We start from the raw sequence: 13,735 nt of genomic DNA on the forward strand, positions 1-13,735 counted from the left end.
ACCTGCGGCACCGGAAAACCAACGCCCGCTCTCGCTGCCCCGCCTGCTGTCATCTTCTCTTAGCCACTGCTTTTCGGGCTTCTTCTTTATTTATTTTTGTCCTAACCATAACTCGGCTGGGCAGGAATTTAAGGTGATTTAATATTAATTTAAAAGAATATAAATGTTTAGCAATTTTATGTTAGATGATGCTAGACAGTAGCTAAGAGAAGATGACACCAGTTTGGCTAGGGAGGGCCTTCTAAGGTTCCGGTGCTTTAGCATTCCAACGTGTAGGGGCGTGCTGCGCACGTTCCCACCCGCCCGGAAGAGCCAAACGAGGCCCGCCGGCCAGGAGGCAAACAGGGTACCTTTCAAACAAGATAGCACCGTAATCTGGAGGCTTGAAAAGACTCCAACGACAGGTATTGTTGATTAAAAAAGTATTATAAGATGCAATCTAGTCTAAGATGAACTTAATGATGATCCACTACTAAGATGTTATAGATAGAAAAGCAGGTTAAAGGATAAGTTACTATTAAGCTTTAGTAGTTGCCGTTGGCTTTGTAGCTGCCATCATGGTATTGGCGAGCAGGGTATAACAGGCGAGCCAGGCTTCCTTTATGGTATTATTCCATTCGTTGCCCGCACCGCGCTCGATGGTCCAGAGCAAGGCGTTACCTACTAAACTGTAATATTCTGCTTTTACCCCATAGCCTTTATGCCGCAAGGCCAAGGCTCTTATATCCGCCGTGATAACCTCAGGTTGGTCTAACCGGGAAATAATGTAGTGCAGCATGTTTACTAACTTTTTTTGTTGTGGTTGCAAAGCCGCCGGAAATAATTTTTGCAATTTGGGAGTATCCAGAAACAATTTGGAATAAAACACATCGCCAATCAATTCCGCATCTATCTGGCGAAAACTCTTCCAACTATTCTTTACTAATCTAATTTGTTCTTCGGTCATAAGGCTTTGTCGTGTAAATAGCACGTAGCTACTGGAGATAGGTTGCTTCCATAGGAAAGCCCCCTTGATTCTTTTTACAAAAATGGCGAGCAATACAGGTGGAAAAAAATTAATCCGGTTGAAGCAGGTAGTATTTACAGCAGAGCGCGGATAATAAGGAATGAAATGTTTTCTGTTAGCTGTGCGCTACAAGGAGTGTTTTTTTGCTGCGTAACTTTGCCCCATTTTCAGCTTTTGCCTTCTTTTTACTAAAGACGCTTCAATTTTATTCTGCTACGGTTTATTAACCGTTTGCCACACTTCGCTTTAACAAATTTTTGCGCTCGTTTCCTTCCCTTCATTTTTGCCGGGCAATCAGGCTATTGCCCACATTTAAACAATATCCATTCACTTAAAAAATGTTATTATGAAGTATGCAAACAAAAAATTGCCAACCATTTTATTCAAGCCTGGCAAGCTGCTTTTTTTGCTTTTACTAGTTATTTCTACTAATCGGATATGGGCAAATTCAGTTGAAAAAACAGGAAAACTTGCGGTTCCTTTTTCAACGGTTACGGCTAACCCTTCCAGCCTATCGTTTGATACGGTTGTCGGTGTTGGTACTGTGTCAAGTTCAAAAGAGGTAACCATTACCATTTCCGGGGTTTCTTCCACGGCTAAAACGACTATTATAGCTTCAAACAACTACAATTTTGGCCAGTTACCTGCAGAAGACCCTATTTTTAATATACTTACTATTACTGGTAATGCTACTGTAAAGCTACGGGTTCGCTTTTCGGGTGCCGATGTGGCCGGAACTTACAATGGGTTGCTCACTATATCGGGGAATGAAATAACTACTAAAACAGTACCCTTATCGACTACCCTAGTAGTAAAGCCAACCTTTAATCCGGCCTTTCTTCTTTTTAATACGGTAGAAAGGGCACTTTCTGATGTGCAGGAGTTTACGTTTGAGGTTAAGGATGTGCCGTTAGGTTCTCAAACGTTTGTAACTGCCCCGGATGGATATGCTTTAATGGTATCACCTACAGGAGTAAAGGGTTCTGTATTCACGGTTACCGGAAATGGCTCATTCAAAGTACTTGTCCAATTTTTAGGCAGCCCCACGGCTGGTGCTTTTTCCTCCCAGCTTAGTATTACTGGCAGCGCGGTGGTTTTGCAAACAGTACCTTTAACCGCCAAAGTAACTCCCAACCCCAGTTTCTTTCCTTCCTCCCTATCCTTCCTCAGCGTAGCAGGACAACCCTCCGGATTGCATGAACTTTCTATGTCGGTTTCTAACCTCTCGGCAGGAACCCAAACCATTATTCAGGCGCCAGATGGATTTTCGTTATTTAGCTCGCCTAACGCAACGGCTACTCAAAAATTAAATTTTACCGGAAACGGTACTTTTAAGTTTTTTGTGCAATTTGATGGCGGTGAAATTTTATTGGATTTTGTGACTAAGCTTACCGTAACTAATATCGAATTCGGCACTAGAATAGTATTACTGAAACCAGATATAATAGCCAAACTAACTCCGGTAATTAACCCAGCTACTTTAAGTGGTTTTACGGCGGTGCAAGGGGGTGCTTTGTCAGCTATACAATCTTTTGATGTATCTGTTACTGGTCTGCCGGCGCAAGGGGCGCAACCCATTACCATAACAGCTCCCAAAGGATACCTCGTTAGCTCATCCGGCGTTACTGGCTCATTCTTCAATTCCTTTATTTTAACCGTTAGCAACGGCTCGATTAAATCAAAAGTATTTGTGGCGCTTAGTAGTAACAACCCAGTAGGACCAATTAGCGGCAATGTTACTATTACCGGCAGCCAGATTAATACTAAAAATGTTCCGGTGAGCGGCACCATTACAGCTAAACCGCAACCTACTCTTACGGTGGATAAAACCAGTTTGTCGGGCTTTACCACTTTTACCAACAAAGCATCTACTACGCAATCGTACAATTTAAAGGCCGCGAACCTGGCAACCGGCGTCACCGCAACGGTAATAGCGCCTACCGGCTTTGAAGTAAGTTTAAGTAATACTAGCGGCAGTGTTTTCTTTAATCAGCTGACGGTGGCGCAAGCAGCAGGCAACATTAATGTTACTGTATTCGTCCGGTTAAAATCCCAAGCAGCTACGGGCACTAAAACGGGCAGTATTCAAAACTCGGTAGTCGGGCTAAGTAAAAGCGTTGCGGTGAGCGGGATTGTTACCGTGTCGCCTACTCTAAGTGTTACCCCGCCAAGTTTAACGGGCTTTAATACCGTCAAAGACCAAGCTTCGGCTTCGAAAACCTATACCTTTTTAGCCGCTAACCTGGCTGCCGGCGTTACGGCTACAGTGTCGGCCCCGGTAAATTACGAAGTGCGGCTACAAAATACCGGTTCGTTTGCCTCCAGCCTTACCTTAACGCAAAATAGCACCGGGGCCATTAACCGGGTGGTAGAAGTGCGCTTAAAAGCAACTGGCCTTACCGGTACGGTAACCGGCACGATCCAAAATGCGGTAGCGGGTATTACCAAAAACGTAAGCGTGAGCGGTACCGTAGCCGCGCCAACTTTATCGCTTAGTTCTACACTTTTAACGGGCTTCAGCACGGTTCCGAATCAGCCTTCCCCTACTAAGCCGTATACTTTCTCCGCTTCTAACCTGGCTACGGGCGTAACGGCCACCGTAACCGCTCCGGCCGGCTACGAGTTAAGCCTGTCGGGAACCACTACCTTCGCCAGCAGTCTTACACTCGCGCCAACCAATGGTGCTATTAGTAAAATAATACTCGTGCGATTAAAAGCGCAAACCGCCACCGGAACTAAAAGCGGTAATATCACCCATACCGTAGCCGGTTTAAGCAAAACCGTGGCGGTAAGCGGAAACGTAAAAGCGGCGGCTTTTACTGCCACTATAGGTGCAGAATCAAAAAATGAAAAAGAAGTAGCTCCCCGGTTGGTTAAAGCTTTTCCCAATCCGTTTCATAGTCAGTTTTTCGTAGAGTTTGAAGCTCCAGGTAATCAATTCGTGCACTTTCGGCTGTTAGATTTGTCGGGTAACCAATTATTTAAAAAAGAGGTGGTATCAACCGGCGGCATACAACGGATAAAACTGCCGGTAGGTCCGCAACGAAAAGGAATTTACCTGTTAGAAGTGGTTACGGAATCAGCTCGCCAAACCATAAAGTTAATAAACCAATGAGCCTTTTAATTACCATTTTCTGGGGCATTTATTTGTAAAGGAATAAGGATGCTGAACGCTAATCGGCATCCTTTTTATTTCTAAAAAATTACAACGGGCGATAAATCAATTTGTTGCCAGCGAATTGGCACTTTATTTCTATTTATCTACGGTTCGTTAACTATTCTCTACGCTACATAACACTAAGTTTTTAAACTGATTTTTTGCTGCCCAAATTTGATAAAGTAATCCAGAACACCATCCCAAACCATTAGTCTTATCATTAGAAATCTATTAAATGAAAACACTTAAACTCACCTTTGTCGCTGTGCTAGTAGCTTATGGCCCGTTAGCCTTGGCCCAAACCGGCACCTGGAATAAAGCGGGTAACAGCTTAGCCGGTACCGAAAAACTCGGCAGTACCAATAACAAACCGCTTCGGTTATTTACCAATAATACCCAGCGCCTAACCATTGACGGCTCCGGCAAGGTAGGAATTGGCGTTACGGCTGCTAAGGCCCGATTGCACGTTGCGGATGGCTCTTCCAGCACCGAGCCTCTGCCTAATGCCACCATGGTAACCGAGAGCAGTTCCGACAATTTTCTGAATATACTGGCCCCCGGGAATCACAGATCCGGTATTTTGTTTAGTGCGCATTCAAACCCCATAGCCGGCGGTTTTATTTATAATAATGAAGATGCCACCAATAGCCTGCAATTCTTAACCAGTGGTGCCACCCGCATGGCGCTGACGGCTGCCGGGCTGGGCATTGGAACGGTAGCCCCTAAAACCAACCTGCATGTATTTAAAGGTACTTCCGGAGCCGGAGCGCCTCATCCGAATGCCTCTTTAATTGTGGAAAGCAGCAAAACTAATTTTATTAATTTGCTTAACCCCAACGCCAGTACCAGCGGGATATTATTTGGTAACAGTTTTAGTAATTCCGACGGCGGCATTATATTCAGCGGCGATAGTACGCCTCGAGGTTTGCAGTTTAACACGGGCGGAAACAGTACCCGCATGGTAGTGGCCAGCAATGGCTTTGTGGGTATCGGTACCAAAAAACCAAAGTCCACGCTTCATATTGTTCATAGTGACAATGGCTCGGATGGTTTGAGACTAGAGAATAGTACCGCATCAAAAAGCTGGAATTTTATTACGGATACTGATGGCGACCTGCAAAATCGTGCTGATGGTAAGCTTGTTGGTTTTTTTGATCATACAAGCGGTGCTTATGTAACTCTCTCAGATATGCGCAGCAAAAAAGACATTGAAAAAGCTCCGGATGTGCTGGACAAAGTATTACGGCTTGATGTAATGAAGTATCATTTTCTCGAGAGCGCACCTTCCGATAAAAAGCAGTATGGCATGATAGCCCAAAATGTAGAAAAGCTATTCCCGGAAATAGTTTTCCATAAAACAGGCAACGGTCAAGATCAATACGCGGTCAATTACAGTGCTTACGGTGTCATCGCCATCAAAGCCATCCAAGAGCAGCAACAGAAGATAGCCGAGCAGGAACAAACAAACCAGCAGCAACAGCAACTAATCAGTACGTTGGAAGAACGCATTGTCCGGTTAGAGGAAGCTTTAAATAAGAATGCTTCGAAAAGCACCTTTACCAGCAATAACCGGGTGAGCAGCGAATCCGGCTCAGCTACGTTAGAGCAAAATCAGCCCAACCCTTTTGGTCAAAGTACTATTATTCGTTACTATTTACCTTCAGGCAGTACCGGCCAAATTAATCTGTATGATACCAATGGTCTGCTGGTAAAATCTTTAAAGGCAACGGAGAACGGCCAGGCAATCATTAACCGCAACGAGCTAAAAGCTGGCATTTACACTTATAATTTATCGGTGAATGGTAAAGTAGTAGCCGCTAAAAAATTAGTGGTAACCAACTAATCCTAAGTATTTGGCAGAATGGAATTTGAGTTAACAAATCTCCATTTGTTATCACTCATCTTATTTCCCAATAACTACGCTTTGTTAAAATTTCTTTCCCCTGCGAGTGCATCAAATTTTAACCTTCCTTTCTCTCCGAACTATTTGTTTGTCAAAAAGCAACTTAAAAATTCATAATATGAAAAATGCAAGAATTTCCCTTACAGTTATTATAAGTATTCTGGTATGTCAAATTTCTATGGCCCAATCTGGCTCCTGGAATAAAGCCGGCAATAGCTTGAGCGGCACCGAAAAGCTCGGCAGCACCAATAGCAGGCCGGTCCGATTTTTTACGAATAACTTGCAACGGATGACACTCGATGCCGAAGGAAAATTAGGGATCGGAGCGCTTGCGCCCAAGGCAAAACTCCACTTATCAAGAGGCGGTTCGGGAGTCCTAACGCCTTTCTCCGGTTCCACCTTAATTGTAGAAAGCGATCAAAACAATTTTATTTCGCTGCTTAATCCGAGCGGCAAAGGAAGCGGTATTTTGTTTGGTAATGGGAATAATGCACAGGATGGCGGAATTATTTTTGACAATCCAGTACTACCCAGAAGCTTACAGTTTAAAGTCGGGTCGAGCATTACCCAACTAGTAGTCACGCATTTAGGCCAGGTGGGCGTAGGCACATTGGTCCCTAAAGCCAAGCTTCACGTATTAAAAAGTAATACGGGTATAAGCCCCAATGATAACGCTAATCTGGTGGTAGAATCTACCGGAAGTAACTTTATTAATTTACTCACGCCCAGTACTACCAACAGCGGGATTTTATTCGGGAATAACTTAAACTCCTCCGACGGGGGTATTATTTACAACAGCGGATCCACCCCCAGGGGTTTGCAGTTTAATACCGGCGGTAACAGTACCCGCATGGTAGTAGCCAGCAACGGTTTTGTGGGTATCGGTACCAGAACTCCCGCCTCCGAATTACATATTGTGCACAGCAATACCAACAACGCCACCATTGGCTTACGGCTGGAGAATGGCCCGGCTAATAAACATTGGGTCTTTTTCACCGGTGCAGGGGGTGGTATGAACTTAAGCGCCAATGGACAATTTAAAGGATTCTTTTCCCCTGACGGCGGTGATTACTTTGCTACCTCCGATGCACGAGCCAAAAAAGACATCCTAAAAGCACCGGCTGTGCTGGAAAAAGTGTTACAGCTGGAAGTAAAGCAATATCATTTCTTAGGAGAACAATCATCGGATAAAAAGCATTACGGCATGCTGGCGCAAGAAGTAGAAAAGTTATTTCCCGAAATGGTGGCGCATAAAACAGACGATGGACAAGACCGTTATTTCGTGAACCAAAGTACTTATGGCGTTGTCGCCCTTAAAGCTATCCAGGAACAACAGCAAACCATAGAAAAGCAGCAATTAGAAATAGCCGAATTGCGCACTATTGTTCGTGACCTGCAGGCTGCAATAAACCCCAAAGCACCTGCTACTATTTCCCCGAATAAAGTAGAAACTGGCGCCGGCGCCAGGCTCCTGCAAAATGCCCCTAACCCTTTTCACACAGAAACCAGCATCCGGTATTACCTGCCCGAAATAAAAGGAAGCGCCGCGATTGGCATTTTATCGTCCGACGGACAAGTAATTAAAACCTACCCAGTAACGCAAAAAGGAAACGGACAAGTAATGATTAAAAGCGGCGAGTTAACCGCCGGAACGTATTATTATATTTTAAAACTTAACGGTGAAAAAGTAGACACTAAGCGCATGATAGTAGTAAAGTAAGTACCAGTATTTAGGTTTTCTTACGAAGGGAGTAAACGGCAAAAGCTTATTCTCTTTATTTTCGCGTAGTACGGCGGAGCGCCCGCAGACTTTTAATATTTTATTAAACTTGGGATGTACCAGCTATAATAGGTAATATCAAAAGCAAGAATGATTTTATGACAGCCCTTACTTAAACCTAAATTACTAAAACCGGGTGACAAAGTAGCTGCCATTTCTCTGTCCCGGGAAGGCGCCGGCACTTTGTTGCCCCGATATCAATAAGGAAAAAAACAACTGCCAGAAACTTTTAAATTAGAAGTCGTGGAAAATACCCATACCTTAAGATCGGCGGACTTTATTTCTAAAAATCCTCAGGCTCAAGCAGACGATTTAATGGAGGCATTTTCTGATAAATTAATGAAAACCATTATTTTTAACATTGGCGGCGAGAGCAGCAGCAGAACTTTGCCCTACACCGACTTGGCTGTTATTAAAGTCAATCCCAAAATATTTTTAGGTTTTTCTGGTACCATCATTACGCTCTTTGCTTGTTATAAGGCGAGTATAACTTCTTTTCATAGCACTTCCTTGTTGGTTGGCTTCGCGAAGAACGGCGGAATGCACTCGTACTAAATCGAGGATACACAACGAGCCTTTTTTCTGTTAAACCCGTTAGGAAAATTTTACCCAATGAAAGGGGTCGGACTTCCGAACATTTGGCTTGGAATAAGGTAGAACTGCAACAAGTTTTGTAAATTACTCCTGATTATCAATCGATAACGCACAGGCAATGCTTACTACTTCGGTTATTCCGCCCCATCCTGCTTTACAGGATATTGTCCATAATTATTCCTGGTGTCATTCAGAGGAAGTTTCTATTCAAATGACTTCTGCCTGGGTAGCGCATCATGATACCAGTCTATGCTTTTTTTTAGAGGATGTTCCGCGGCGGCAAAACTATTTAAATTCAGAAAAGGTGGGAGAAGCTATTCCGCCGGTTTGTCTGTTTGGCTTACTTACCCAGCGCATTGGCGAAATAACGTTTGCCGGAAAATATAAAACATTTCTGATTGAATTTAAACCGAACGGTTTTTACAAGTTGTTCGGCATTCCGGCCAGCGAGATTGCTAATAATTTATTTCCGGCTAATGCGGTGATGGGCAAGGAGGTAAATCAGCTTTATGAACAATTGCTACACGCTAGTAACGTGGCCGAGATGGTAGCCTACACCGATAATTTTTTAATCAGTGCTTTAAGTCGGCAAAAAACTCTTTATTGGAACGAAGGCATTACCCGCATTTCGCAGCAATTAGTTACTACTTTTACTAATACCGATATCGTCCAATACGCTTTTCAGGCTAATATGAGCCTCCGGAATTTTGAAAGAAGGTTCACCGAGCAAGTGGGCACGTCGCCGAAGTTATTTTGTCGTTTGCTGCGGTTTAACGCGGCCGTCCAAGGCAAAATAACGCAGCCGCAAAAAAGCTGGACCGATGTGGCCTACGAATGCGGCTACTACGACACGATGCACCTGATTAAAGAATTTAAACAATTTGCCCAAGCCAGCCCCACGGCTTTTTTCCAAGAGAATGCCTGGATGTTGGCGGAATCTTTTACCACCTTCGAACGGCCGCTCCACTAAAGGCCAAGTAGTTTCTCTTTCTGTTTTACGTTACTTGTAATTATTTTGGAAAGAACGAAGGGCGTTCAGCACTGCAGCTAACTTTGGCGATTTTTTACTACGCCGGCTTTATTTCGGGTTATTACCTTTGAATGGTTTAAAGGCCGGATGGCTTCACCTTCAAAAGTAAATCAATATGCTCTCTTCTGTTGCGGATAACTGGTACGAAAATTTTTTCGCGGGTATTAACTGCGAAATGTGGGAAAAAGCCGTGCCAGAGGAATGGTCGGAGCGGGAAGCCGCTTTTTTGTTAGATGTACTGCAAGTGGCGCCAGGAGCCCGTATTCTGGATGTTCCCTGCGGTACGGGCCGGTTGGCCCTGCCATTAGCCAGAAAAGGCTTCCGGGTAACCGGTGTAGATATTTCGGTTGATTTTATAAAGGGTCTTACCCAAAAAGTAAAAGCCGAGAATTTACCTGTGCAAATCATTCAGGGCAATATGCTCACCCTGGAACTTAGTGATTTTTTTGATGGCGCTTATTGCCTGGGTAACAGTTTTGGCTATTTCGACTATCCGGGCATGCAGGTATTTGTAAAAAAAGTAGCCGCTCACTTAAAGCCGGGCGGTCGGTTTATCATAAACTCCGGCATGGTGGCCGAAAGCATTTTACCCCGGATTCCGGCGGAAAAAACGTACTATCTGGACGGTTTAACGATGCAGGTGAACAACGAATATTTGGTAAACGATAGCTACTTGGTCAGTCATTTAAAGTACACCAAGAACCAACATTCGGAAGAGCATCGCTTTAAGCATTACGTTTATACCTTAGGCGAAATTAAAAGATTATTAAGTTTATTTAATTTACATGTCGTGGCCTTGTATAGTACCATCGAAAAAACGCCTTACCAAGTGGGTGATGCCCAGGTATATTTGGTAGCCGAGAAAGTAACCGCAACAAAACCCAACTAACCTGCTTATCTTTTGCTACCTACTTAAAGTTGGCTCGCAGGTCCGATAAAATGGGCTGATTCTGGAGCCAAATTAGTGAGTTTTTAGCTACTGGCACGCAAAGCTCTTTAAGAATAACGCGGCAGGATTGGCTTTTCACCAGGGTAATACACTTCTAGTTTTTAATAAAAGAAATAATAAAATTTTAAAATAAATTATACCGTACTTGCTCTTACAGCCATCCGAAACGTTCGAGGAGTCGTTCTTTTTGCTGCCGGGCAATAGGAATACTTACTCCCGTGGAGAGTAGGAGATAAGTACCTTCCCTTTTTTTAATTTTTGCACGTGGGCTATGTTTACCAACGATTGCCGGTGTACGCGCACGAAATTATGCGGTTCCAGTACTTCCTGCACATCCCCTAACGTTTTGCAGATGAGGTACTGTTCGCCTTTCTCCAGGTAAAAACGGGTATAATTGCTATCGGCTTCGCAATAAACAATTTGTCCTATATCTACAAACACTAAACCGCCCGCGTGGGGAAGGGCTATTCGCTGCGGAGCAATGGGGGTAATTGCCTGCGAGTATTGCCGCAGGAGTTCCATTTGTTGGGCACTTACTTTCGTCCGGTTTTCTGCCCGGCGTACTGCGGCTACCAAATCAATGGTGTCTACTGGCTTGAGCAAGTAATCTAAAGCGCTAAAACGAAAGGCCCGCACGGCATACTGGTCGTAAGCCGTTATGAAGATGAGTGCAAAATCAATTTCACCCACTTGCTCCAACAGTTGAAAGCCGTTCATTACAGGCATTTCAATGTCTAAAAATACGAGGGCCGGCCGCAAGCTCCGGATGGCTTTCAAGCCAGGAGTACTTTCGGTAAAAGCTCCCACTACTTCCACTTGCGGACAGTGCCGCGCGAGTTGCAAGGATAGCAGCTTTATATTATCTGGTTCGTCGTCAATCAGGATGGCACGCATCGTATTTTGATATTTATGGTGAATAGTAAGCCGCTAAACCGGTATTTGCAACACGACTTTCGTGCCGCAGGGGTCGCCCCGGGTATCTTCCAAATCCTGAATTTGGGTTTCCGCATGAATGTTATACAGTTGATTAATAATGCGGATGCGTTCGGCGGTGACCTGCATGCCAAAAGACTTGTGTTTGTTAGCTGACTTACTTTTCAGTTCGGCTGCTTTTTTGCGCCCCACTCCATCGTCTGAGATTTCAATTAGAAGCAGATGTTCGGCGGGCTGGCACACCGAAATGCACACCAATCCTCCTTCTGTCTTATGCATCAATCCGTGCCAGATTGCATTTTCTACAAATGGTTGCAATAGTAAGGGTGGCAGGCGCAGGTATTGCGGATCTACTTCCGGAGAAACCAAAATACTGAACCGGACTTTGTGTTTAAAGCGCATCGCTTCCAGTTCTATGTAAAGTTGTAAGGCTTCCAACTCGTTTTTTAGCAAAACCAGGTCTGAACGGGAATTTTCCAGCACTAAGCGAATTAATCTGGCAAATTTAGTCAGATACTCGGAGGCTTGCTCCGATTCGTTCTGCAAGGTATAGAGCTTAATTGAATTAAGGCAATTGAAAACAAAATGCGGGTTCATCTGGGCCCGTAAGGCTATCATTTCTGTGTCGGCCAACTTGCGTTCATATTCTGTTTTCAGTTGTTGAATATGTTGTTTTTCCAGTTGTAAACTTTGCTCTTCAATGGCGTGGGAACGTTCGGTAAGTTGCGCTTCCAGATCCTGCGTATAATGCTCCTGAATCCGACGTTTTTCTACTTCAATTAATCGTCCGCGGTAAGCCAGCGCCAGAGCAAAACAAAAAGCTTCCATAAATAAGCCCGCTATTACCCAAAAAAACGGATCATTAAAAAAGTTATAGGCAATCTGGTTCAGACTAGGAAAATATAAATCCAGCGAGCCGGGTAAAAAGGATATAACCAGCAAACTAACCATCCCGGCTAGTAAGTAAGACCGGATAGCAGAATTACTGCGAAAAACAGTGCTTAGCAAAACAAGGGTGGCCAGTCCGGCCGGTACCATCGCGAATATGTAGAAGGTGTTGTTACGGAATAAGGGCTTTTGGTAAATCCATTCGATAAGGGACTGAAGTTCCTGAAAAACTAATATAACCATTAATCCTTGCAAGATTCGCCAGGTGCCCGGAAACTGGGTACGCACAGGCACAACTTCCGCCACGAACAGCGTGTAGAAAAGAGCAATTAAAGCTACGTGAAAGGGGCCCAAGGCTTCCGACATCCGCACGGGAAACAGCAGAGCAAAGCTAAACCGGTAGTCGATATGGTGGAGCGTAAAGAGAAAGCAGGTTAGCGCGTACAGCGCGTAGTAGAGGAAAGCCCGGTCGCGGCTAAGAAAAAAAGAATAAAACGTGTATACACTCATAAAAAACAGCCCCCGGCCAGTAAGCCTACCACCGCCAGTTGTACATTCATGTGCCATTGCGATAGATAATCCAATTCATAGCTGCCTCGGATGGATAGGAGTTTGGAATAAATAACCGATGGACTCCAAATATAGTCTACTACCTGTACGTAGTAGGTGCGTTCGGTGAGAGGAGGCAGGGATAAGGGCAGGGCAAAACGGCTCACTCGTCGCTGAGGGGGTAAGCTTATACCCGTCTGCCCAAGGCAGGTGTTATTCTCGTAAAGCGTAATCAGGCCATGAACAATTGTTTGGTGCAGAACGTGCAGCGTATCCTGGGGATGGGTGTTTCGCAGGGTAAACCGTAGCCAGGTCACCATGATTGATTGCTCGGCAAAAGTGGCCCGTTCATTCCGTTTTTCTCGGAATGGCCGGAAATCTTTGGTCATAATATCCGACAGGGGGAGAATATCTTCCGAAAGATCTTGATAAAACTCCGTGTAAGGGCCAATGTCAAACTGGTCAGTAGGCAACTTGCCGGGCAAGCTAAGTGGTGCTTGCGCCAAAGCCAAAGAACTTAGGGAGAACACAGCAACTAAGAGCAGCAGACGCATAGGCGTAGGATGAATAAACAAGGTAAGACAAATGGAGTTAGTAGTCCAGCTTTGCCGGCTCAAACAATTGGTTTATTGCGTGAATGGTTATTTTTTAAAGGGAAGACCATTTACTGCCTCTTTCTTTAAGCTACTCAAAAAAATTAACGACTTACGCACTGACTCCGGAGGTTTAGCCAAGCCCACTGGTTATTATTTCGGAGGCTGGTTACCTTTCCTTCAACTAATCGGTCTCAAATAAAACTATTTGCTTTTCGGAATCTTATCAAATACAGTGGATAAAGCAATTGCTTACCCTTAAAGTTGGCGAGTTTCTACTACTGCTAATCTTTTTCGATCGATTAATTTTGAATAATTGCTAATAAAGCATGAGTGGCACTACAACAAGGCAT

General features: G+C 44.3%; 10 protein-coding genes. 6 read left to right on the top strand and 4 right to left on the bottom strand.

Features of this window, described 5'->3' with window-relative positions:
- Positions 1 to 517: 517 nt before the first annotated feature.
- Entirely contained in the window at positions 518 to 946 is a 429-nt protein-coding gene (locus tag AHMF7605_RS18510; RefSeq protein WP_106931533.1) for a globin domain-containing protein, read from the bottom strand.
- 406 nt (positions 947 to 1,352) lie between these two features.
- Here AHMF7605_RS18510 and AHMF7605_RS18515 point away from each other — a divergent pair, with 406 nt between their 5' ends.
- The 6 genes from AHMF7605_RS18515 to AHMF7605_RS18540 all read left to right on the top strand — a co-directional run bounded on the left by AHMF7605_RS18515 (position 1,353) and on the right by AHMF7605_RS18540 (position 10,359).
- Positions 1,353 to 4,121 carry a T9SS type A sorting domain-containing protein gene (locus AHMF7605_RS18515; RefSeq protein WP_106931534.1) on the top strand — a complete coding sequence of 923 codons (2,769 nt, stop codon included), beginning with the start codon at positions 1,353 to 1,355 and terminating at the stop codon, positions 4,119 to 4,121.
- A gap of 277 nt (positions 4,122 to 4,398) precedes the next feature.
- The gene (locus AHMF7605_RS18520) at positions 4,399 to 6,006 is read left to right on the top strand and encodes a tail fiber domain-containing protein (RefSeq protein ID WP_106931535.1); all 1,608 of its coding nucleotides are present in this window, start codon (positions 4,399 to 4,401) and stop codon (positions 6,004 to 6,006) included.
- Positions 6,007 to 6,184: 178 nt separating this feature from the next.
- Positions 6,185 to 7,786, top strand: a complete 1,602-nt coding sequence (locus tag AHMF7605_RS18525; protein ID WP_106931536.1) for a tail fiber domain-containing protein — start codon at positions 6,185 to 6,187, stop codon at positions 7,784 to 7,786.
- Between the two features lie 276 nt (positions 7,787 to 8,062).
- Positions 8,063 to 8,401, top strand: coding sequence for an LD-carboxypeptidase (locus tag AHMF7605_RS30195; protein ID WP_262512387.1), 339 nt, complete (start codon positions 8,063 to 8,065; stop codon positions 8,399 to 8,401).
- Between the two features lie 157 nt (positions 8,402 to 8,558).
- Positions 8,559 to 9,410 (top strand): helix-turn-helix domain-containing protein, encoded by an 852-nt coding sequence (locus tag AHMF7605_RS18535; protein WP_106931537.1) that lies wholly within the window; start codon positions 8,559 to 8,561, stop codon positions 9,408 to 9,410.
- A gap of 175 nt (positions 9,411 to 9,585) precedes the next feature.
- On the top strand, positions 9,586 to 10,359 hold the full coding sequence (locus AHMF7605_RS18540; RefSeq protein WP_106931538.1) for a class I SAM-dependent methyltransferase: 774 nt from the start codon (positions 9,586 to 9,588) through the stop codon (positions 10,357 to 10,359).
- A 270-nt stretch (positions 10,360 to 10,629) separates the two neighbouring features.
- Here AHMF7605_RS18540 and AHMF7605_RS18545 read toward each other — a convergent pair whose 3' ends face one another.
- Genes AHMF7605_RS18545 through AHMF7605_RS18555 form a run of 3 tightly spaced genes read right to left on the bottom strand, consistent with a single transcriptional unit; the run spans position 10,630 to position 13,406 of the window.
- Positions 10,630 to 11,313 carry a LytR/AlgR family response regulator transcription factor gene (locus tag AHMF7605_RS18545; protein ID WP_233219183.1) on the bottom strand — a complete coding sequence of 228 codons (684 nt, stop codon included), beginning with the start codon at positions 11,311 to 11,313 and terminating at the stop codon, positions 10,630 to 10,632.
- 33 nt (positions 11,314 to 11,346) lie between these two features.
- Complete coding sequence (locus AHMF7605_RS18550; protein WP_158267559.1) at positions 11,347 to 12,750, bottom strand: sensor histidine kinase; 1,404 nt, start codon at positions 12,748 to 12,750, stop codon at positions 11,347 to 11,349.
- Entirely contained in the window at positions 12,747 to 13,406 is a 660-nt protein-coding gene (locus AHMF7605_RS18555) for a 7TM-DISM domain-containing protein (protein ID WP_106931540.1), read from the bottom strand. The genes AHMF7605_RS18550 and AHMF7605_RS18555 overlap by 4 nt, the downstream gene beginning before the upstream one ends.
- Positions 13,407 to 13,735 lie beyond the last annotated feature (329 nt).

This window comes from Adhaeribacter arboris (assembly GCF_003023845.1).
Classification (GTDB): domain Bacteria; phylum Bacteroidota; class Bacteroidia; order Cytophagales; family Hymenobacteraceae; genus Adhaeribacter; species Adhaeribacter arboris.